This window comes from Culturomica massiliensis (genome assembly GCF_900091655.1).
In the GTDB taxonomy this organism is placed as follows: Bacteria; Bacteroidota; Bacteroidia; order Bacteroidales; family Marinifilaceae; genus Culturomica; species Culturomica massiliensis.
Window position 1 is genome coordinate 1 of record NZ_LT594620.1, and the last position, 23,247, is coordinate 23,247.

Consider the following 23,247-nt stretch of genomic DNA (forward strand, 5'->3'; position numbering starts at 1 on the left):
AGTTCTTTGACATATTGGGAAATTTATGGAAATATGATCCATAACAGCTATAACAAATAGTATACAATAGAGATATTGAATATACGAGAGTAGCAAGTATAAATTATAAAAGCAATTAAGGGCGTATGGTGGATGCCTAGGCTCTCACAGGCGATGAAGGACGTGATAAGCTGCGATAAGCTCCGGGTAGGTGCAAATAACCGTAAATCCGGAGGTTTCCGAATGGGGCAACCCAGTACATTGAAGATGTACTATACCGTCAGGTAAGCGAACGCAGGGAACTGAAACATCTAAGTACCTGTAGGAAAATAAAACAATAGTGATTCCCCCAGTAGCGGCGAGCGACCGGGGAACAGCCCAAACCGTCATTGTTTCGGCAGTGGCGGGGTAGTAGGATCACAATATTGCAGAAATAAATGAAATGGAACACATTGGAAAATGTGATCAGAGAGGGTGATAATCCCGTACATGTAAGTTTATAATGCATAGTGATATCCTGAGTAAGGCGGGACACGTGAAATCCTGTCTGAATCGGCCGGGCCCATCCGGCAAGGCTAAATACTAGTGAGAGACCGATAGTGAACCAGTACTGTGAAGGAAAGGTGAAAAGCACCCCGAACAGGGGAGTGAAATAGTCCCTGAAACCATGCGCCTACAAGCGGTCGGAGCCCTTTTTGGGGTGACGGCGTGCCTTTTGCATAATGAGCCTACGAGTTACTCATCACCAGCGAGGTTAAGTACTTCTAGGTACGTGAGCCGAAGCGAAAGCGAGTCTGAACAGGGCGTCAAGTTGGTGGTGGTAGACGCGAAACCTTAGTGATCTACCCATGAGCAGGTTGAAGGTTTGGTAACACAAACTGGAGGACCGAACCGATAAGCGTTGAAAAGCTTCCGGATGACTTGTGGGTAGGGGTGAAAGGCCAATCAAACTGGGAAATAGCTCGTACTCTCCGAAATGCATTTAGGTGCAGCCTCTGTTGTTTAGTCTTAGAGGTAGAGCTACTGATTGGATGCGAGGGCTTCACCGCCTATCAAATCCGGCCAAACTCCGAATGCTAAGACTTTAAAGACAGGGAGTGAGCCCACGGGTGCTAAGGTCCGTGGACGAAAGAGGAAGAACTCAGCCCATCAGCTAAGGCCCCCAATTGTATGCTGAGTTGACATTAAAACGCGGTGGGACTGCTTAGACAGCTAGGATGTTGGCTTGGAAGCAGCCATTCATTTAAAGAGTGCGTAACAGCTCACTAGTCGAGCGGTCCTGCATGGATAATACTCGGGCATAAGCATACAGCCGAAGCTATGGATTCTACGTAACAGTAGAGTGGTAGGAGAGCATTCCGTTCAGCGTCGAAGCAGTATCGTGAGGTATTGTGGAGCGTACGGAAAAGCAAATGTAGGCATAAGTAACGATAATGCGGGTGAGACCCCCGCACGCCGTAAGGTCAAGGATTCCCCGGCAATGTCAATCATCCGGGGGTAAGTCGGGTCCTAAGTCGTAGCCGACAGGTATAGACGATGGCCAACAGGTTAATATTCCTGTACTCATTTATACTGCGATGCAGAGACGTAGCGATGACACTGCTGCCTCCTGACGGAATAGGAGGTTGAAGCCCGTACCCATAGATGCCTGTAGTCAAGTACGCAGGCAGAGGTGAAAGGCGATAGTACCGCAATACTTCGGTAGCGCGGATAATGCAGGTAATTTAACTACCAAGAAAATCTGCTAAGCTTCAGGTATAAATGACCCGTACTGTAAACGGACACACGTGACCGGGTAGAGAATACTCAGGCGCTCGAGATATTCATGGCTAAGGAACTAGGCAAAATAGTCCTGTAACTTCGGGATAAAGGACGCTGGTAGTGATACCAGCCGCAGATAAATGGCCCAGGCGACTGTTTACCAAAAACACATGGCTATGCTAAATCGTAAGATGATGTATATGGCCTGACACCTGCCCGGTGCTGGAAGGTTAAGAGGAGAGCTCAGGAGCAATCCGAAGGTTTGAATTGAAGCCCCAGTAAACGGCGGCCGTAACTATAACGGTCCTAAGGTAGCGAAATTCCTTGTCGGGTAAGTTCCGACCTGCACGAATGGTGTAACGATCTGGGTACTGTCTCAGCCATGATCTCGGTGAAATTGTAGTTCCGGTGAAGATGCCGGATACCCGCAACGGGACGGAAAGACCCCGTGAACCTTTACTGCAGCTTTGCATTGATTTTGGGTAAGTGATGTGTAGGATAGGTCGGAGGCTATGAGACGGGCTCGTCAGGGTTCGTGGAGCCGCCGTTGAAATACGACCCTTTGCTTATCTGAGGTCTAATCCCTTTATAGGGAGACATTGCATGGTGGGTAGTTTGACTGGGGTGGTCGCCTCCAAAAGCGTAACGGAGGCTTCTCAAGGTCCCCTCATGGCGATTGGTAACCGCCAGTAGAGTGCAATGGCATAAGGGTGCTTGACTGTGAGACCCACAAGTCGATCAGGTTGGAAACAAGAGCATAGTGATCCGGTGGTTCCGTATGGAAGGGCCATCGCTCAAAGGATAAAAGGTACTCCGGGGATAACAGGCTGATCGCTCCCAAGAGCTCATATCGACGGAGCGGTTTGGCACCTCGATGTCGGCTCGTCACATCCTGGGGCTGGAGAAGGTCCCAAGGGTTCGGCTGTTCGCCGATTAAAGTGGCACGCGAGCTGGGTTCAGAACGTCGTGAGACAGTTCGGTCCCTATCTGTTGTGGGCGTAGGATATTTGAGGAGATCCTGACACTAGTACGAGAGGACCGTGTTGGACATACCTCTGGTGTATCAGTTGTGACGCCAGTTGCACTGCTGAGTATCTAAGTATGGCCGTGATAAGCGCTGAAAGCATCTAAGCGCGAAGCCGTCTTCAAGATGAAATATCCTTTAAAGGTCGTTATAGACGATAACGTAGATAGGTTGCAGGTGTATGGCCGGTGACGGCAGAGCTGAGCAATACTAATAACCTGAAAGCTTTATAATGTGGATGATATTTTTGTAGATTTCCCGATGTTTGTCAAATTCCTTTTCAGGGATTAACATATTGAACTGATAAAGACATTAAAAGGTGCCTATAGCAAAGGGGATCCACCTCTTCCCATACCGAACAGAGAAGTTAAGCCCTTTCACGCCGATGGTACTGCCCTTAGGGTGGGAGAGTAGGTAGGTGCCGAATTTTGAAAGAAAGAGTCTCAGAGATGAGACTCTTTTTTTTGTAAATAGCCGTAACGCAGTGCAGGCAATTTACTCCCGGGGTCACAGAGATGAGACTCTTTTTTTTGTAAATAGCCGTAACGCAGTGCAGGCAATTTACTCCCGGGGTCACAGAGATGAGACTCTTTTTTTTGTAAATAGCCGTAACGTAGTGCAGGCAATTTACTCCCGGAGTCACAGAAATGAGACTCTTTTTTTGTATATAGTTGTGTGATGTCGTGCAGACAATCGGCACCCCGGGTGTGTCATGAATGCCCCGCCTTTTATATTCCTGCTGATTACGTGGATATTGCGGTAAATTTGATAGTTGTATGATTTTGTTTTTTTGATTTTTTCCGTCTGGCATTTTCTTTACGGCCTGCCTTAATCCGGAGGAGTAATCGTTTATTTCTGTCTGGGATTTCTCAGCGAAATCCGCGTAATTTACGTGATTTGATTTAAAACCGTAGACCGAAAATTACACAGTGAGTCCGTCCCACTGTGTAATTTTTCTAAAATACCCCGCAGAGGTTACAGTTATTTATCGGTAGTAAATCGCTGTACGATCTGAGGGGGCGTATATTATCTGATTTGGCAAATTGGTTTTCTGTGTATTTAGGAGGATTGATTTAATTTAAATTTTAAAATCTGCAATTTCTGTTTTTATTTTTGTATTTTTGCATTATAAATTTAACTACATTCTTGTATAATGTTTTATTCTAAACATTATAATCGTTTTTATTATTAAATAACACGCTATGAATATCTATTTTAGTTTTAAAGAAGTTTTCAGTGCTTTTATCGTATTGTTTGCGGTGATTGATATTTTGGGATCTATTCCGATTATACTGGGCTTAAAAGAACGCAATAAGACAGTACATGCCGGTCAGGCTGCCCTTATCTCGTTTGTTATATTGTTTGCTTTTTTATTTGTCGGAAAGTCTTTGTTGGCTCTTTTTAATGTGGATATATCTTCTTTTGCCGTAGCCGGAGCTCTTGTTATTTTGGTCCTGGCTTGTGAAATGATATTCGGGGTCGAGATTTTTAAAAACGACGGTCCGACGGATTCTGCTACGATTGTACCTTTGGTATTCCCATTGATTGCCGGAGCTGCTTCTTTTACAACGCTGTTGTCTTTACGGGCTGAATACAACATTCTGAATATTATTATTGGTTTGGCGTTGAATATTTTGTTTGTGTATTTTGTGCTGAAGAAGGTGGATTATGTTCAACGGGTTGTCGGTAAGGGAGGCGTATATGTGATGCGTAAATTTTTCGGCATTATTTTGTTGGCGATTGCTGTCCGTCTTTTTACCGCTAATTTGAATGCTTTGTTGAATACATTTAACTAGTCAGAATTTATTGATAAAGTTTACGAAACGATTGGCATAAATAAAGTAGAGGATAATCCAGAGTAAAAAACGGAACATACGTCCGAAGAACATCAGAAATAGGGTCACCGGAGGCTTTGTGTGATAAAATCCCAGGGCTACGTTGGCAACATCTCCGATGACGGGAATCCAGACAATAAGGGCAAGTAAACTGCCATATTTGTCGATTTTCACCTTTTGTCGTTCTAATCTTTCTTCTTTTATGTGAAACCAGCGTTTTATTTTTTCTTTATTGCCGGAACGTCCGATGTAATAGATAACAAGGCCCCCTAACCAGTTGCCGGTCGTAGCTGTCAATAAGCATACCCAAGGATTGATACCGGCTGCGAGCATACCGACGAATAGGATATCAGCCCCCATCGGTATAAAGAGGGCAGATAGGAAGGAACCGATGAACAGACCGTAATAGCCGTATGCAGAAAGAAATTCGGAAACGGTTAAGGTAATAATTTCAGGTCCCATATATTTAAATTTATTGGGAATTTACGGAATATATGGGATGAAGGTTTGCTTTGAAAATAAAGAACCTTTTAATTGCAGATTTATGATTTTAGATTAAAATGAATCTGATGACGAATCAGTTTACCGGGTAATTTGAAATTTACAATCTAAAATTTACAATTTATATGAATCTCTGTTTTAGGAGATAAAATCAATAAACCGATCGGCATAGTGTATGTAAAGAAACGCCCAGAACATAAAACGTAGCGAACGTCCGATAAACATATATAAAGCGGAGAGTTTTGGGTTGATTTTGTAGAAGCCGAGAGCAATGGCGAAAAGATCGCCGACAATGGGAAGCCAGGCAAAAAAAGCAAGTAGGCTGCCGAATTTATCGATTCGTTTTTTTTGTTTTTCTAATTGTACAGGAGTGACTTTCAGCCAGCGTTCGATCCATTCCCATTTGCCGATCCAGCCGATCCAGTAGGAGGTAAGTCCTCCCAGCCAGTTGCCCACTGTGGCGATGGCTACGCAGAGCCATATATTTCCGCCCAAGGCCAGGAGGCCGATTAAAAGCAAATCGGCGCTAAAAGGAATAACGGTCGATGCCAGGAAGGAACCGATGAATAAGCCCCAATAGCCGAGATCGATGAGTGAATCCATGGAGATAAATTGCTATATGCGTTATTGAATAAGGAATATCGAAATCAATAAGTAGAGCAAAGGTAGGATAAAAATTACAGATTTTGAATTTTAAATTCAGTTGTAATTCATAGATAAATGTATTTTATCTGAGCTGTTATTGTAAACGGACCGGAAGGCTGGAAATAAATTTTACGATCGGAAACATAACAGCCGGTAGAAGTGTATAGAGAGGTGAATGTTGGGATGAAGAAAACCCAAAAGGTAGTTCTGTCGTAAAAAAGAAAGATTAGATTGAAGATTATGAAAATAAGTGTATTGATTTTGCTTTGGTTCATATCGGGGCATTTTTTAATGGGACAAACGATGAAAAAAGAATTAACGGAAGAAGAAAAACGAGTTATACTTCGTAAAGGTACGGAACGGCCGTTTTCCGGAAAATATTATAATTTTAAAGAGAAAGGTACTTATGTATGCCGGCAATGCGGAGCTCCGTTGTATCGTTCCGAAGATAAATTCGACTCAGGATGTGGCTGGCCGAGTTTTGATGACGAAATTCCCGGCGCTGTAAAACGGATTCCGGATGCTGACGGCCGACGGACGGAAATTGTTTGTGCGAATTGCGGCGGACATTTGGGGCATGTATTTTTAGGAGAAGGATTTACATCGAAAAATACCCGGCATTGTGTCAATTCGATATCTATGGATTTTATTCCGGCCGGGCAGGAGGCGAAAAAAGAAAAAACGGAAACCGCTATTTTTGCCGGAGGATGTTTTTGGGGGGTAGAACATCTGATGCATAGTCAACCGGGAGTTATTTCGATAGAAGTCGGATATATCGGAGGACATACTCAAAATCCGACATATAAGGAAGTGTGTTCAGATACGACGGGGCATGCCGAAGCCGTTAAAATTGTTTTTGATCCGGCTAAGATAAGTTATGAGAAATTGGCCAGGTTATTTTTCGAAATTCACGATCCGACACAGGTGAACAGACAGGGACCGGATATCGGAGATCAGTATCGGTCTGAAGTGTTTTACACGACACCGGAACAAAAACTGATAACGGAAAAGTTAATAGGAGAATTGAAAACAAAAGGCTATAAGGTTGTAACGAAGGTAACTCCTGCTACTACATTTTGGAAGGCGGAAGATTATCATCAGGATTATTACGGGAAAACGGGAAAAGCGCCTTATTGTCATCGGTATGTAAAACGATTCTGATTTTTTTACCTGAAAACGCAAAAAAACAGTAAAAGAAAAGTATGGGGTGTTGTCATGTCAAATGTTAAAAAACGCGCTTGTTATTAAAAATTAGCATTTTGGCAGAGTTTTTGTTATATTTACAGGTTAATATAAAAGAAAAAATTTATTTAAAGTCGTTACAAATGATTGGAAATTTTTTTTCGACCTTTTTGCCTGTTTTTAAAAATTCATTAAAGAGATTTGTTTACGGCAGCTTATTTGTCGTTCTCTTTTTATATTTTTTTGTCCGTTGTGTAGACTTTTCTATTTATTCCGATGCGAATGAGGTCAAGGCGGTGAAAGCAGATATTGTGACGACTGACGATGTAATTATCGATAAAGAAGAGATCGTTTCCGGTGAAGAGGGACGTATATTGCTGAATGTAAAGGGAAAGATCGAAGATTGTCTGCCTTTAACGATCCGGACGGATTTTGAGCTGTCGGCACAAGCCAAAATTTTGTACTCAGAAAAATACCGTGAATTTGTATTCCGGGATTTACAGGATTCTTTTCGTTTTCAGGTGGTTGCTCAAAGTGGGTTGCCTAAGCGTTGGACGATAAAATTGATAGATGTTCGTAGTCATGCCGGTAATATTGTCCGTTTCCGGGTAGACTCTTACAAAGCGGAAACGGATGTTCCGGATTTAGTGGAGAAAAATGGTCGGATTTATCAGCCGAATTTGGTCGAAGTGTTTGTAAACGCAAGCAGTGATGCGGTTTTCCCGTTGGAGATTGTACCGGATATTCAGATTTCGGAAAATGGTACATTGATTGATTACGAAGCGGGAACTCCTTTGAGGTTTGAGAGTGCGCATAGTATTTGTAAATTGAAAGTGAGGGCTGAAAATAAGAGTGTACAGGATTGGAAAATTGCTATACGTACGCCGGAGAGTGACGATGTAAATCTGAAAGGAGGAGGGTTTATTGCATTTACGGACTGTCTGGAGGTAGCCGATACCGTTTTTGTTGTAGATACCGTACAAGCAAATGCTACTGTAAAAGTAGCTCAAGTGAGCGATTGGAAGAATTTTAACGTAATGCTCCAATATAATTTGCGTTTACCGGTTGGAGCGCATTGGGAGTTCCTGGATGGGGAAACGGAAGATTTTAGTACGAGTCGTGTCATTTTTAACGGAATTGAGGATATCCGTCGGTTTAAGATCGTATCACAGAGCGGAAAGGAAAAAATTTGGAAAATTAAGCTGGATTATCGTTACGACCGGAAAGCTTGGGTCACTAATTTCAGTATCGATTCCTGGCAACCCTCGGAGAAGGTAAATGTATCCGTAAATTCAACACAGGCTGTAGATACTGCTTTGCAGAAAGTGTATATAGAGGTGAATGACGGGGTGAAGGAGATAACCGATAAGACGCCGTTGATTGTATATCCGGTTGTGAAACTCTCGGATAAAGCCAGTGTTAAAGGGGTGGAAGCGGGACAAAACAATGTATATCGTTTGCCTGCAGTTTCTTTTGCCGGGATAGGTAGTCAGTCTTACTTCTCTGTGTTTTCGGAATCGGGAGAGGAATATAAGTGGACGATAGAATTGGTAAATAAGCAACAAGGTAAGGATGCCAATGCAGAATTGGAGAATATTATGTTGCATGCTGAAAAATTACCGGCAGGGGTCGCATTTACGAATGATATATTTATGCCGGCCGGAGACAGCCGGGAAGTGGTGTTAAAGCTTGATAAGGCAAAGTTTCCGTTTTTGCTTACGGCAGAGGCCTATGCGGTGAAAATTTCGGAAAAGGCAAAACTGCCGGATGGATTGAAAGATCTGGTATTCGAGAATATCAGTGACCGTAAGACGATTCGAGTTGAAGCGGCAAACGGGACTGAAAAAATATGGACTGTACGGTTGGATTATAAACAAAATGTGGGGGCGGATATCACTGCATTTAAGATTTCACAGGTATTCCCGGCTGATGTTACTTTTGAGCGGGAGGGGACGATAGATGCAGAGGTCGGACGTGTAACGTTAGGGGTAACGGATGCGGGAAGTGCTTTCCCGTTACGGATGGATGTAGCTGTCGTTGTATCTGCAAATGCACATTTACAAACGGAGTTGAAAAGTTTGGTGTTTACCAGCGAAGAGCAAGTGCATCGGATAAATGTAGTTGCTGAATCCGGCATTGTACGTGAGTGGGTGATCGGTCTTAAAAATCAGGTTGTAAAAAGTGATAAGGCTATATTGGAGACGCTGGTTGCGGTGCCGGTTGATCCTGAGGTACAATTGGGAAATGTAGGGCTGGCAGAGAATACCGGGTATGTGGAAATTCTTGCAGGGAAAAACCGGTTTCCTTTGTCATTGGATATTAACGGAAGTGAATTTTCGGAAGGTGCGACGCCGGATAAAGTAATACTTACTTTTGCCAATATCAGCCGGAAAGAAATGGTGAAGGTAACGTCCCGCAATGGGAAGGTGACCAATACCTATACGGTCGGATTGAAAGATTTGGTCCCGCCGGGTGATTCGGCCGATATCGTATCGTTCAGGCTGGAACGCTATCAACCCTTGGATTATAAATTGAGTGGAAATGTGGAAATCGATCGTACAAACGGTAAGGTATGGATAGAGGTGTATGGGGGGATGGGGGCATTGCCGTTGATCGTTTGGCCGGACATAAAAGTGTCGGATGCTGCGGTCTTGCAGACAGAATTGCCGGCTAACGGGTTGGAATTCAGAAATGCTGCCGATGTGAATGTGGTAAAAGTTGTTGCAGAGAATAAGACGGTGAAGACCTGGCAAATCGGTATCCGTGAATTGGCATTGCCGAAAAATACAGAGGCCGTTGTGGAGCAGGTGGAGGCGACAAATAAAGAGAATATTGTTGTACAGCCTGTCGTAAAAGAAAATAATGAGGTAACTATGTATATCGGGAATGCACAGCCCACATACCCGTTTACCGTAACGGCGACGTTGAGTGTGAGTCCGAATGCAACGGTAAAGGTGGTCGGTAATACGGTTCCGATGCGTACACGTACGTTGAAGACACAGACCGGTGTACAGGTAGTCCGGGAATTGGACCTGACATTTAACAGTTCGGCGGATAGGATCGGAGTGGAGGTTATTTCCGAAGATGCTTCCGTAAGTAATATTTATAATTTCAAGTTGGGAGGCGATAAAGTTAAGAATACGGAAGCCAATGTTGTGGAGTATAAAATTGAGTCGTACATACCCATGAATATGGAAGAGGCTCCTTTGGTATTCGGGCCTGACCCGGAGCAGGCATTGATTACGATCAATGCGCCGGATGAAAGTGCTTTCCCGTTTACCGTATATACGAAGCTGCGTTTGTCTTACGGAGCAGAATTAAAAGGGCTGAATCCTTCGCAGATGACGTTTGAGCGGGGATTTACCGGGCAGGATTTTGAGGTGATTTCTGAATCCGGACAAGTGAAAAAATGGCGTTTGCAAGTGAAAGTGGCTGAAAAGAGTAAAGAAAATAATGTAACGGCATTTGACATCGCTTCTTACACACCGGAAACCGCCGGATTAGGTAAGCCGGAGATACGGACAGAGCAACGGAAAATTGTCATCCCGGTAAAAGATTGGAAAAAGGGGAGCCGCTTGACTGTGGACGTCGGAAAGATGGAGCTTTCTCCGAAAGCATCGTCGGATTTCCGTTCCAGTTTGTTTTTTCAGTCCGCGAAAGATGAATATACTTTTCATGTGACGGCGCAAAACGGGGACGTGGCGGAATGGAAAGTCGTACTTGATTATACGTTTTCGGACCAGGCGGATATTACTTCTTTCCGGGTATTAGCGGGCGATCCTGCTGTTGTTACCTATCATCCGGAAGCTGTGATCGATGCAAAGACGAATACGGTGTATATCGATGTCATTGAAAATCTGACATTCCCGTTTACCGTGACGACGGATATTGCTTATTCCGCTAAAACGGAAATAGATGCCGGCGGAATGGCGGACAACCGGATTCGTTTTGATAAATATCAGGATTCGACGGTAATCCGGGTGACGGCAGAGGATGAAGTGACCCGTAAAGACTGGAAGGTGAAGTTGCGTTATCATTTCAGTGAAGAGGCTGATATAACAGCATTTCATATTGAAGCTTCTGTCCCGGCGGCTGTTGTATTTGCAAGTCCGGCAACGACAATCGATGAGTCGGCACATACGGTGTGGGTGAATGTAGCGGATTGGGGAGGACAGACCAATTTACAGATTACGCCGTCTATAAAAATTTCAGATAAGGCTTCCTGTAATCTTTCCGGGGATTTGCTTTTTGTGAAAAAGACAAGTGAGTCGAAAACGATCCAGGTGACGGCGGAAAGCGGTAAAGTTGTCGTTTGGACCGTAAAATTGAAATATGAAGAGAATAGCGGAGCGGATATTACTGCTGTGAAGTATACGGGATATGTACCTGCGGATATTAATTTTCTGGGGGCTTCGATCGATGCAAAGGCGGGTGTGATTACTTTGGAGTTGCAGACCTGGAACGGACATACAGAATTTACTCTGAAGGGAATAGCATGTACGCTTTCTCCTAAAGCGACGGCTATGATTCCGGCGGATATGACATTCCGGAAACAGATTCAGGAAAGTTTGGAATATGTCGTGACGGCCCAGGACGGCACTCAAAAGAAGTGGACGTTTAAATTGCTCTATCACGAAAGTAATGCTGCCGAAGTGACGCGCTTCCGAATTACAGGAAATAATAAACCGGGTATAATTTCAATGGCGACGACGGGTATACTCGGAGATGGTACGATTGATATCGATCTGAACAGTGGGGTTCGGGATGCTTTTGAATCCGGTTTTCAGATAAATGTGGAAGTAGAATTGTCGGCGAAATCGACTTCTAATTTCCCGGCGACAATGATATTCAGTAAACCTACGGATCAGCGAAAGTATACCGTGACGGCAGAAAGCGGGGCAGCAAAAGAATGGACGGTGCGGTTTGTGAATAAAGCTTCTCAGGATGCTTCATTATTGGCTTTGAAAGGTGCTTCGATTGTAAGCGCTACGACGAGTAATACCGGAGACTTTAAGTTTACGGATCTGAAATTATCGGGGACGACGGCAAGTATGACGATAACGGATGTGATGACACTGAATAAATACGACCGGAACTGGCCGACTTTGAATATTGCCCTGGATATGCAATTATCAGCCCGGGCGAAGGTAAAGGAAGGTACACAAGTGAGTATGAATGTCAGTAATCCGGGAAGTAAAACCTTGACAGTTGTAGCAGATGACGGTATACATCAACAGGTGTATACCCTGGAAATGGCTTATAAGCCGCAATTGGATAACGGAAGTTTAGATAGCTGGAATGACAATAAAACGCCATCGGGAAATATATGGTCTACGGCAAATAATACGTTTGTTTCCGGAACGACCAAAACCACCGGTAAATCGGGTTCGGCAGCTTTGCTGACAACTTCGGAAGCCGTGGGAATGAAGGCTGCCGGTACGATTTTCCTGGGAAGTTTTAAATTTACCAGTTTGACGGACGCATTGAACGATCCGGAGAAGATGACGCATTTCGGTATTGCTTTCCCTGTACGGCCGAAGCAGGTGAAAGTGGATGTGCAGTATAAGCAGGGAAACGGTGTTCTGAATGACGGTTCTAAGGATAAAGGTCAGGTATGGGCGGCATTGGAGTATTGGCCCGATCCGACGAATGCCAAGAATCCCGCCAACAAACGTTATGCGTACGGAGAAGTTATGCTGACTCAGAATGTAGGTTCGTGGACGACATATACGATTACCCTGAATGTGACAGACGCTTCGGTTACGCCGACACATTTCTTGTTTGTGGCTTCCTCCAGTTACGACGGTAATCATTTCAATGCCGTGAACGGTAGTGAGATGAGAGTGGATAATGTGGAACTGGTTTATTGATTGAAAAACGGATAAAATGAAATATACATGGATTTTGTGCCTGATATTCTTGCTGGGAGTGAGTGTGGGAGCAGTGGCAAAGGACAGTGAAGAAAAGCAGGAGAAAAAAGAAAAAAAGGAGAAGCCGGAAGTATGGTATGGAAAGTGGCCGGTACTCGGTTTACGAATCGGAACGGATATAGGAGGGGCATTGCCTTTCCCGTTTAGCAATATTCCCAGTGAGTTCGCTCCGAAGATAAAACCCCGCCTGACATTTGGCGGGGAAGTGATTGTTCCGGTGAGTAAGCGGTTTACGATAACGGCTGAAGTGAATTACAAGACGGTGGCTATTGATGCGGAAGCTTTTGTGGAGGAACAATTTTTTCAGGCAGAGGGATTAAATAATAACGAACCGGTGTTCTTTACGGGTATGGCGGATATGAATATGAGTTTCTCCATGATCGAAATACCGGTGTATGCGGAGTATCAGTTTTCCGGTGGGCGTAACCGGGTGATGTTGGGAGGATATTATACGATAAATAAAAAACAGTCGTTTGATGTCGTTGCTAAAAAGGGATATATGCAGATCACGAAAGGAGACGAGGATGTGCTGGCCTTGAATACGAATTTTACGATGAGTTTTACAGATGACCTCGATTCATGGGATGCAGGGGTATTGTTCGGGTATGAACGGCGTATTATGGAAAATTTATCCGTGAACGGTAAAGTACATATCGGGTTGAAGTCGATTTTTACGGACGGTTTCGATAAATTGGAGTATAAAATGTACCAGATGCGTTTGGCTGTGGGGGTAACGTATGAATTGATCGATTTTAATAAGAAATATCATTTAAAGAAATATATCCCGTCATTCAGACGGAAGAAAAAAACTCAGGAAGGAAAATAAAGATACCGTTATATGAATTATAGCTTTAAAAAATATATTTTGATAGTACTGGGATTGATTTTATCTGTTGCCGGATACGGACAGGTAAGGATCGGTGATCCGGTATTTACGGAGGATTTCGGGACAGTACCTGATGATTGGAAAAGTTTTGGAAAAGATTATCAGGACGGAAAAAATATGTATAGTTATCGCGGAGAATTAAAAAACGATAAATGTACCCGGATTGATTATGAATTTGCTAAAAGGTCGTATAAAATAATAGGTATTACAGCTTATAGAAATAGTTCGATGTATGATTTATATGGGGGGAATGGTAGATATTGTTTGGGAAGTAATGGGGAAATTTTGGGTAGTGACGGTGCCGCAATCAAGACCTGGCATGTAAAAATCGATCATACGAATCCGGATCAAAGTAATGGATTGGCTTTTATTGCGAATGCTGCTACGTCTGAAAATTCTTTTGTGTTTCAGAATTCTATAAATAATCGAAATACCTTGACAAATGAGGATCTGAAGTCGGGTAGGGTATATCAGTTTAAAGTATTTATAGGAAATGCCGTAAAATCAGGACAGGCAGGAGCAAATCCTAATGTTGAAGTTGTGTTGGAAAGTGGGACTATAAAAACATCCGGGAAGACGAAGGACATAGAGAAAGGAGCTACTGTTGCTTGGGTAGAGCATACTCTTTATACAGAAAAAGGAACTTCGGATTTAACGTATAGTTTTTATAGTGTGAAGAGCGATGCTTTAGGGAATGTATTTATTATCGATGATATTTCTTTATGTCCGGTGGATGTCAGGGCTGATGTTGTAAATGTGGATCTTTGTTCCGAACCGGGAAAAGTATGGTTTGATGCTGTTGTCGATGATATTCCGGAAGGGTTGGATGTGTACACCCGACTGATGCGGAAAGCGAAGTCGGGCGGAACATGGGAGTGGGATGATCAGACCGGTATTACTGATTCGTTAAGGACATATACCACGGAAGACAATTATACCCATTACGATTATCGTTTGGTAGTGAGTTTGACTGCATCGGGATTGGAGCGTGTTCCGGATGAATCTGTCAGGTTGAATGAATACGGGACATTTTCTGTTACTGAAAACTTTGTTCCGGGACACAATTGTGAGGCTTGGAGTAATTTTGAAATCGGAGTGGACTTTTGTTCCCAACCGGATTCGGTTGTGTTTAATACGGCAGCGGATGCTTTTCCTGTAACTTCGGAAGTATATTTCCGTTTGATGCGGAAATTAAAGACCGGTGGTGAGTGGGAATGGGCCGGTGAGGTATCGGCTGATCATCGGGTTGCTGCTTTGGCTACCGATTATCTGAATTATGATTTTCAGGTGGCCGTAGAGGTAGCTTCGCCGGATATACTGACCGGCAGTGCTACTCCCCGGCAATTGATGGAGCGTCCGAATTACGGTTGTTTCATTATAAAAAATACTTTCCGGAATGATTTCTGTCTACAACTTTATGGGGTTACTCCGGATTATGTGACGGTACAGGACAGTGTGTCGGTGGAGCCCTCTTTGGTGGTGTCGGTTGAAAATACTCCGGTATACCTGCGTTGGCTTTACCGGCCCTTCGGCTCAGAGGAATGGCATTGGTGGGGGGAATCCCGTCCGGTAAATCAAAATGAGATAGACTGGGTGACTTTTACTACCGGAGATTTCCGGGCTGTGTATGCGATGAATCCGGACGTGTTGAATGCGATGCCGGATCAGAACATCGGAACTGTTGATTATTATTATGTGGCTACGGAAGAAAATCAAATTCCGGGAATCCCGTTGACGGTAAATATTACCAAACGTTTTGCCGGAGGTGCTGTGATTCTCGATGTTGAACCGACTATGAATTCGGCTGTAACATCGATTATCCGGGGAGAGTGGCTGACACGTAAGCGGGGAAGTGAATTGTGGGAAGTATTGCCGGCACAGAATGGGTTTCGGCAACAGATCGGAATGGTCAATTATGTGGAATACGAATACTGTTTTGTGGCTTCAATGTCACAGGCGGTGATGGATACGTTACAACCGGTAAATGTACAGCCGGGAGAAATAACGTATTGGTTGTCGGAGACGATAGGCAATGAAACGTTCACATTGGAGGACATCAGCCGGGAGTATTGCGAAGTTCCGGGGGAGGTCGTATATCAGGTTGGGTTTACTAGTGAAGGTATTCCGGAGGATATGCCTGCTATCGGGCGTTGGATGCAGCGTGAAAAAGGGACGGATAACTGGAATTGGGTGAAAAATCCTTTCCCTTCCCGGATCGAGAATTTGCAAGTGACATTGGCGGATGAGGTAGCGCATGACTATGCTTTTGTTTTGGCGTGGGATCACGACAGCCTGGCCGGTTGGAACGCGGCAAGTTTACCCGTAATGAAAGACTATTATGTGCTGCGTTCGGAATATGTGGATTCTGCTTTATGTATTGGCATCGATACGATACGGATCGTATCGGAGAAACGGGATGAATTGATATTGCAGCCTGTGTTGGAGAATATCGGTGGTCATACCGTATATGGCCGTTGGATGCGGATTGATAAGCTTACAGGCGTCCGGGTATGGGCGTCGGAGAGTATGATTGCAGGTTACGATCTGAAGGTGGGTACGGATGAGTTCGGACAGAACGATTACCGTTTTTATATCGGATTGGCAGAAGCTGTCGTTGCAAAGGCTGCTGCCGATATGGAGGAGGCAAGACCTTATTTTGATGTAAAAAACGTAAAAGGGGTTCGGATTCCTAAACCGGAAGTGACGGTTACGGCGATAAATTGCGTTGCCAAACAGGATGTAAACCGTGTAACCTTGCAAGTGGCAGCAGATGGAACAATACCTTCCTTACGCTATCGTATCGGGGAGGGTGCCGTACAGGAGATGACTGTAGGTGCTGAAAATGAGTTGACATTTACAATCGAAAGGGATTCGGCGTTTTATTTACTGGATTATGTATTGAATGGAGTTTGTGAGCGGATGGTGCGCAATGATACAGTGAATCTGAGCTATATTCCTAAATTACAGATAGCACGCTTGACAGATCTTTTCGGCTGTCGTAACAGTGTGGTTGTCGTCGCCCCGGAAATAAGCGGTGGTGCCGTTTCGGTTTATGAATGGAGTAAAGACGGTGAAATACGGACGGATTGGGCGGATAAAGACAGTTTGCATATCCGGATGACCGGAACAGGGGCAGTTCCCTTGAAATTAGTGGTTAAAGGAAACGGGGTATGTCCGGAAGATTCTACGGTATCCTTGATTACCGGAGAACACCCGGTTATCGACTGTGATTGTCCGGTAGAGCCGGTGGAAATTTGTGTCGGAGAAACCTTTACAATTCCTTATCGAAGTATAGATGCTGAACAATATCGGGTGACGTTAAAAGAAACAACGATGCCGGGATTTGTGTTTTACCCGGGAACCGGAGACGTGAAAGAAAACGGTGTGCTGGAAATCAAATCCGGACAACAGGTGTTGACGGCTACCGATTTTATGGCGGGTAATGTATTTACCTTTCGGGTACAGATATTTAAAATGGTCGAATACAATGAGGTCAGTTATCGTTGCGAGGATGAATTTGAATATCGTTTTAAAGTACGGATGAATCCGGTATCCCGTTATCCTTCCGAATTGAAATTGTGTATGGGAGAAAGATTACGGCAAGTGCCCGAAGTGGATTTAAATGGTAATGAATCCGATAACTGGCGTTGGCGGTTGTGGGATGGAGCTACATTGACAGAAACATCTTTGAAGACGATGCAAACCCCGGAAGTCATCGACACCGTTGTTACTGCCGCGATGGGCGGAAAGCGTTTACAATTGTTGGCGACTACTGTTTGTGGAGAGGTGACCGTGCAGGATATCCGTTTGGCAGTATATGTACCCGATTCGAATCGGATTGTTGCACCGGAAGGATTGGTGATAACGGGAGATAAGGTTGTACTCGAAGGAACGACTTTGCTTTTGCAAGGAATGAACTATCAGTGGGAAATGAGTGAGGATGGAAGCCATTGGATCGATTTACCGGGAGAAACAGAGAGTAATATGACGTTGTATGCGCCGGATACATCTACTTATTATCGCCGTATTTTGAGCGGGGCAGGGTGGGCTTGTCCGAATATGGAGACTATAGTGAAAGTTGAAGTCTATAATAATGCGGCAGAAAACCGGATTTATTTGGAGGCAGCAGATACGTTGATTTATTCGGGTACGGAAATTACGGTGCATACCGATAGTCCGGAGCGGAAAGGAGTCGGTTACTGTTGGGAAAAGAATGAAGGAGGAGAGTGGATTGTAATGACAGGAGAGGAAAAGCGGGAATTACAGGTGACTCCCGGGACAATAACGATGTATCGCCGGGGAGCTTTGGTGGATAACCGGGTGTTGTATAGCAATACGGTTGTTGTAAATGTGTATGATAAGGGACAGAATCGGATCATGTATGCCGGTAGTTTAGTACCGAGAAATACTCCGATACGCTTGACCGGTAATTTTGTCGATATTCCCGGTGTTAAATACCGTTGGTACAGTCGTCAGAAAGAAGAATGGATATTGATGGCAGGTAAGGAGGGATGGAATCTGGAGACGATGTTGGATGAGCGGACTACTTATATGCGTTATGTATATTTGCCTTCACAGGCCGGAGATTCGATAGGTAGTAATGAAGTGACAGTGTATGTTTTCGATAACGATAAAGATAACCGGATTGCAAGTGAATTATCGAATGTATGCCGGGATGTGATTGTTCCGGTAAAAGGAACGCCTATCGGTGACGGTGGTGTCGCTTATCGTTGGGAGTGCAGTTATGATGAGGAAAATAGTTGGATGGTTACGGACAGTACAGGTTGTAATGTATTGTGGCCGGCTACGGAGAATGTCGCACTCCGGCGGCGGATACTTTATGCGGCGGCGGATGAAAATTGTTACAGTAATGTCGTGCATCTGAATGTGATATATAACGGAACGGATAACAGGATCAGTCAGGTCGGGACTATTATTGCCGGGGAAGCGGGGATCATAGAAGGAACATCGGTGGAAAATGCTACTTACCGGTGGGAAATCAGTAAGGATGGAAAAACGGATTGGATGGTTTTGGCGAATGCAGCATCGGCATTTTTACAGTTGGAAGGAATACATACGGAGAGTATATGCTGGCTGCGCCGGAAATTGTTATTCCCGGATGGCGGTGGGTGTGAGGACTACAGCAATGTATTGAAAGTAAAAGTTGTCGATCCTGAAAAAAGTAATAGAGTGGTTTTGGCCGGCGATTATTACTGCCAGTGGTCTCCTTTTACTTTGGAGGGTTCTGATATGCAGGAACTGGATGCTACCTATCGTTGGTATAAGAATACTGGAAAAAATTGGGAACCGGTAGAGCAGGCTTATGGGAAAGATTTGACGGTATATGAAGGTGTCGGAATGAATACGCTTTTCCGCCGGGATGCGACAGTAGACGGCGTCGTTTATGCCGGTAATGTCGTGGAGGCCCGTTTGTGGAATGCTGCTATGGTTCGGAATGTATTGGAAAATCCGGGTGAGGTGTGTGCAGGGATACCGGTTGTCATTCGGGGCTCGGACGCTTATGCGGGAGACAGGGATTTGAGTGATTATGTAGATTCTTATTATTGGGAAACGAGCCAGACGGGAGCCGGAGGTACCTGGGAGCGGATCGATACGGCGAATATGCAGGATCTGACGTTGAATGATCCGGAGGTTTCCCGTTGGTATTGCCGGATTGTAAAGACACATTGCGGTAGTAATCTGAGAAGTGAACCGGTGTTTATGACGGTAAAGGACCGTTTGAAGCTGACATTGCGTTCTGATGTGAAGTTCGGACAGATGAGCGTAAAAGACCCGATAACAATATCTGTGGATGAAGATTTTTACGATAATTACGAGTTCCGGATAAATGGCCGCTTGTGGGAGAGTGACGGACAGCAGTGTATTGTATACGGCTGGCAACCGAATAAAATGTACGGGGTAAGCATACGGGTTCAGAAAGACGGTTGTGTACAGGTCGATTCATTGAATGTGTATGCTCCGGATGTCGATTTGCCGAATGTGCTGACTCCCAACAATGACGGTTGGAACGACCGCTTGCTGGAAGGCTATGAATTGAAAGTTTATAATCGCTGGGGAAATTTACTGTATTCCGGTAAGGAGGGCTGGGATGGACGTTATAAAAATCAGTTGGTGACAGCGGGAACTTATTTTTATGTCGTAAGGGTTCGTTTTGAGAACGGTCGTTCGGCAGAATATAAAAGAAGTGTGACGGTAAAAAGATAAAACGTGAAGAGAAACAGTATAAAGATATTGAGTATAGTGTTGTTTATCTTCGGTACTTTGATGCAAAGCCGGGGACAGACGGACGTAAATCTGAGTCATCGCTATCTGGGGCGGCTTTGCTATAATCCGGCCGCAGCGGGAGAAGATCCGACGACAGTGAATTTACGGGCTTTTTTCCGGGAACAATGGATCGGTTTCGATCGTGCACCCAGTACCCAGGCTGTGGCAGCAGATAATTATTTCGGAAAATATAATTCAGGAGTAGGTGTTATTTTTGTTAAGGATGAGATCGGTTTTTCCAAATCGATAAATTTTAAAGGTTCCTATGCTTATCATTTGAAATTGAATGATAACTCGTATGTTGCTTTGGGATTAGCAGTCGGAGTGATATATAACAGTTCGGACGAGCGGAATTTTAATCCGGAGGATCCGGAAGATCCGGAGATAACCTATATGCTGGAAAAAGAAACGATTGCCGATTTCGACGTGGGACTAGAATATCACTGGAAGAGTCTGAATGTCGGTTTGGCTGCCGCTCATATCACAAAGGGAAAGAATAATCCGAAAATTACCCCACACTATTATGTCTACGGAAATTATGCAATGAACCTGACGGAAGATTGGCGGTTGACCCCCTCCTTGTTTGCTGCTATCAATAAAAAAACACGTATTTATGAGGTAGGGGCGACGACAGAATACCGGAATAAGATCAATCTCGGATTAGCTTACCGGGTTAGTGAGCGCTTTGTGGCAGATGCAATTATCGGTTTGCTTGGGGTGATTGTTTCCGATTATGTCAGTCTCAATTATTCTTATGATTTTACGATCGGGCAGTCGAGATCGGATGTTACCGGAGCTCACGAATTGATGATGGCTTTCCGTATAAAGAAATAGAACTTTCCCGGAAAGAAAATGTTACGCAAAAGATATAGTTGGAAGATAAAGCCGGGACCGGGGGTATATGTGTCGGGAGCGGTGTCGTTTTTTTTGTTTTTTCTGCTGTGGTGGTTTATGCTGCCTTCGCCTTTGTTTGACGTCCCTTATTCTACGGTATTGCTGGACCGGAATGAGGAGATTATCGGTGTAAAGGTAGCCGATGACGAACAATTCCGGTTTCGGGAGAACGGAAACTTACCTGCCAAATACCTTGAAGCGCTACTTACATTTGAAGATAAACGGTTTATCGGGCATAATGGCGTGGATTGGTTGGCATTGGGAAGGGCTTTCTATTTGAATATGTCTGCGGGGAAGGTCGTTAGCGGGGGGAGTACGTTAACGATGCAAGTAATCCGGTTGTCACGGAAAAATCCACCTCGTACTTATTGGGAAAAATTCCGGGAGTTGTTGTTGGCATTGAGATTGGAACAGAGTTATTCCAAGTATGCGATACTCCGTTTGTATGCCGGACATGCCCCTTTTGGCGGAAATGTAGTCGGATTAAGTGCGGCTTCACTTAAATATTTCGGACGCAATCCGGAACAATTGAGTTGGGGAGAAGCGGCTTTGTTGGCGGTGCTTCCGAATGCTCCTTCGTTGAGTGATCCGCGTTTAGTGAAAGAGAAACGGGATCGTTTACTGGAACAGTTGTATAAAAATGGGAAAATAGAAAAAGAGGATTATAAACTGGCTTTGGAAGAAGCATTGCCCGAACAAATTTATTTCTCCGGGAATACCGCTCCGCATCTGTTGACCGAAGCAATCCGGTCGAGAAAAGGTGAAGTTTGTCATTCCACTATCGATAATCGTCTGCAAAAAAGGGTGAATGAAATAGTGGAACGTCACAGTCGCCTGTTGGGAGCGAATCATATTTACAATATGGCTGTATTGGTGACTCGTGTTTCGGATGGAGAAGTTCTTGCGTATGTGGGGAATAGTCCGTCGCAGCCGGGAAGCCGCGGTAATGATGTCGATATTATTACAGCAGTGCGCAGTTCCGGAAGTATTCTTAAACCGGCCTTATATGGACTGATGCAGCAAAACGGGTATATTTTACCGGGAACATTGGTACCTGATGTTCCTTCCCGTTTCGGAGGGTATGCTCCTTCAAATTTTAACCGGAGTTTTCAGGGCGTGGCCCCGGCAGACAAAGCTTTGGCCAGTTCGTTGAATATCCCTTTTGTCCGGATGTTGAAGGACTATAGTTATACACGTTTTTATGACGATCTGAAACGATTGGGTATAACGACTTTGAACCGGGAAGCAGATGATTACGGTTTGAGTCTTATTTTAGGTGGTGCAGAAGTGTCGTTGTGGGATGTTTGTAATATGTACGGTGGGATGGTATCTACATTACGGCATTATAACGAACAGGACGGTAGTTATTTCCAGGGAGAATACGATCGGCTGAAATTGTGGCGGGATATTAAAAAACCGGCGCTGACAGAGTGCAGCAGTTTTGATGTCCCATTAAAAGCTTCTGCTGTGTGGCTAACCTTGGAAGCATTGGGAGAGGTAGAGCGGCCAGAACTGGAGTCCGGATGGAAGAATTTTGCCTCCCGTATGGATTTGGCTTGGAAAACAGGTACCAGTTTCGGATTTCGGGATGCCTGGGCTGTAGGGGTGAATGCCGATTGGGTAATCGGTGTTTGGGTGGGGAATGCCGATGGAGAAGGGCGTCCCGGATTGGTTGGCGTAAGAGCTGCAGCGCCTGTTTTGTTTGAAGTTGCCGGATTGTTGCCTGTTTCTACGCATCTGTTTATGCCTGTCGATGAGATGAAAGAGGTCGTCGTATGCCGGAAAAGCGGATACCGGGCTTCGGATATATGTGAGGGGAAAGATACGCTTCGGGTATGTGAAACCGGTGTTCGTACGGGGATTTGTCCTTATCACCGTTGGATACACCTGGACAAAAGCGGAAAATGGCAGGTGCATTCGGAATGCGAGAAGGTATATAATATGCAGACGGTGCCTTGGTTTGTACTGACGCCGGTACAGGAATGGTATTACATTCGTACGCATGGTGATTACCGGAAATTACCGCCCTGGCGTCCCGATTGTAAAAACCCGTCCGGAGATGTAATGGAAATGATCTATCCGCAAAAAGGTACACGTGTTTTTATACCCCGGGATTTTGGCGGGACGAAAGGGACTGTTGTGTTTGAACTGGCACACCGGAATCCGTTAGCAGAAGTATATTGGCATATTGATGACCGGTATATCGGTTCAACCCGCCATATTCACCAGATGAAATTCGATACTTCAGAGGGATTACATACACTCACGTTAATGGATGATGACGGAAATACATTGCAACAGAAATTCCGGGTAGTTGGAAAATAG

9 protein-coding genes and 2 rRNA genes are annotated in these 23,247 nt (G+C 44.5%); 9 read left to right on the top strand and 2 right to left on the bottom strand.

What is annotated here, in order from left to right:
• Positions 1-104 precede the first annotated feature (104 nt).
• From BN8908_RS00485 to BN8908_RS00495, 3 genes are all read left to right on the top strand, one after another.
• A 23S ribosomal RNA gene (locus BN8908_RS00485) occupies positions 105-2,998 on the top strand.
• A gap of 81 nt (positions 2,999-3,079) precedes the next feature.
• A 5S ribosomal RNA gene (gene rrf / locus BN8908_RS00490) occupies positions 3,080-3,191 on the top strand.
• A 775-nt stretch (positions 3,192-3,966) separates the two neighbouring features.
• Positions 3,967-4,560 (top strand): MarC family protein, encoded by a 594-nt coding sequence (locus BN8908_RS00495; protein ID WP_068688332.1) that lies wholly within the window; start codon positions 3,967-3,969, stop codon positions 4,558-4,560.
• On the opposite strand, the gene BN8908_RS00500 is transcribed toward BN8908_RS00495, so the two are convergent.
• A complete protein-coding gene (locus BN8908_RS00500) occupies positions 4,561-5,061 on the bottom strand; it encodes a YqaA family protein (protein ID WP_021986748.1) in 501 nt (166 codons plus the stop codon).
• 177 nt (positions 5,062-5,238) lie between these two features.
• Complete coding sequence (locus BN8908_RS00505) at positions 5,239-5,703, bottom strand: YqaA family protein (RefSeq protein WP_021986749.1); 465 nt, start codon at positions 5,701-5,703, stop codon at positions 5,239-5,241.
• A 345-nt stretch (positions 5,704-6,048) separates the two neighbouring features.
• On the opposite strand from BN8908_RS00505, the gene BN8908_RS00510 reads away from it, so the two are divergent.
• From BN8908_RS00510 to pbpC, 6 genes are all read left to right on the top strand, one after another.
• Positions 6,049-6,906, top strand: coding sequence for a bifunctional methionine sulfoxide reductase B/A protein (locus BN8908_RS00510; protein WP_235837396.1), 858 nt, complete (start codon positions 6,049-6,051; stop codon positions 6,904-6,906).
• A gap of 164 nt (positions 6,907-7,070) precedes the next feature.
• On the top strand, positions 7,071-12,797 hold the full coding sequence (locus BN8908_RS00515; RefSeq protein ID WP_148453108.1) for a PCMD domain-containing protein: 5,727 nt from the start codon (positions 7,071-7,073) through the stop codon (positions 12,795-12,797).
• Between the two features lie 16 nt (positions 12,798-12,813).
• Entirely contained in the window at positions 12,814-13,683 is an 870-nt protein-coding gene (locus tag BN8908_RS00520; RefSeq protein WP_021986752.1) for an outer membrane beta-barrel protein, read from the top strand.
• 12 nt (positions 13,684-13,695) lie between these two features.
• On the top strand, positions 13,696-19,968 hold the full coding sequence (locus BN8908_RS00525) for a T9SS type B sorting domain-containing protein (protein ID WP_068688337.1): 6,273 nt from the start codon (positions 13,696-13,698) through the stop codon (positions 19,966-19,968).
• A 3-nt stretch (positions 19,969-19,971) separates the two neighbouring features.
• Positions 19,972-20,862, top strand: coding sequence for a PorP/SprF family type IX secretion system membrane protein (locus BN8908_RS00530; protein WP_074042446.1), 891 nt, complete (start codon positions 19,972-19,974; stop codon positions 20,860-20,862).
• An 18-nt stretch (positions 20,863-20,880) separates the two neighbouring features.
• Positions 20,881-23,247, top strand: a complete 2,367-nt coding sequence (pbpC, locus tag BN8908_RS00535) for a penicillin-binding protein 1C (RefSeq protein ID WP_068688341.1) — start codon at positions 20,881-20,883, stop codon at positions 23,245-23,247.

Excerpts from the sequence above, each read along its gene's own strand:
- BN8908_RS00495 (WP_068688332.1), top strand. The coding sequence starts at position 3,967 with ATGAATATCTATTTTAGTTTTAAAGAAGTTTTCAGTGCTTTTATCGTA.
- BN8908_RS00525 (WP_068688337.1), top strand. The coding sequence starts at position 13,696 with ATGAATTATAGCTTTAAAAAATATATTTTGATAGTACTGGGATTGATT.
- BN8908_RS00510 (WP_235837396.1), top strand. The coding sequence starts at position 6,049 with ATGAAAAAAGAATTAACGGAAGAAGAAAAACGAGTTATACTTCGTAAA.
- BN8908_RS00505 (WP_021986749.1), bottom strand. The coding sequence starts at position 5,703 with ATGGATTCACTCATCGATCTCGGCTATTGGGGCTTATTCATCGGTTCC.
- BN8908_RS00515 (WP_148453108.1), top strand. The coding sequence starts at position 7,071 with ATGATTGGAAATTTTTTTTCGACCTTTTTGCCTGTTTTTAAAAATTCA.
- pbpC (WP_068688341.1), top strand. The coding sequence starts at position 20,881 with ATGTTACGCAAAAGATATAGTTGGAAGATAAAGCCGGGACCGGGGGTA.
- BN8908_RS00500 (WP_021986748.1), bottom strand. The coding sequence starts at position 5,061 with ATGGGACCTGAAATTATTACCTTAACCGTTTCCGAATTTCTTTCTGCA.
- BN8908_RS00520 (WP_021986752.1), top strand. The coding sequence starts at position 12,814 with ATGAAATATACATGGATTTTGTGCCTGATATTCTTGCTGGGAGTGAGT.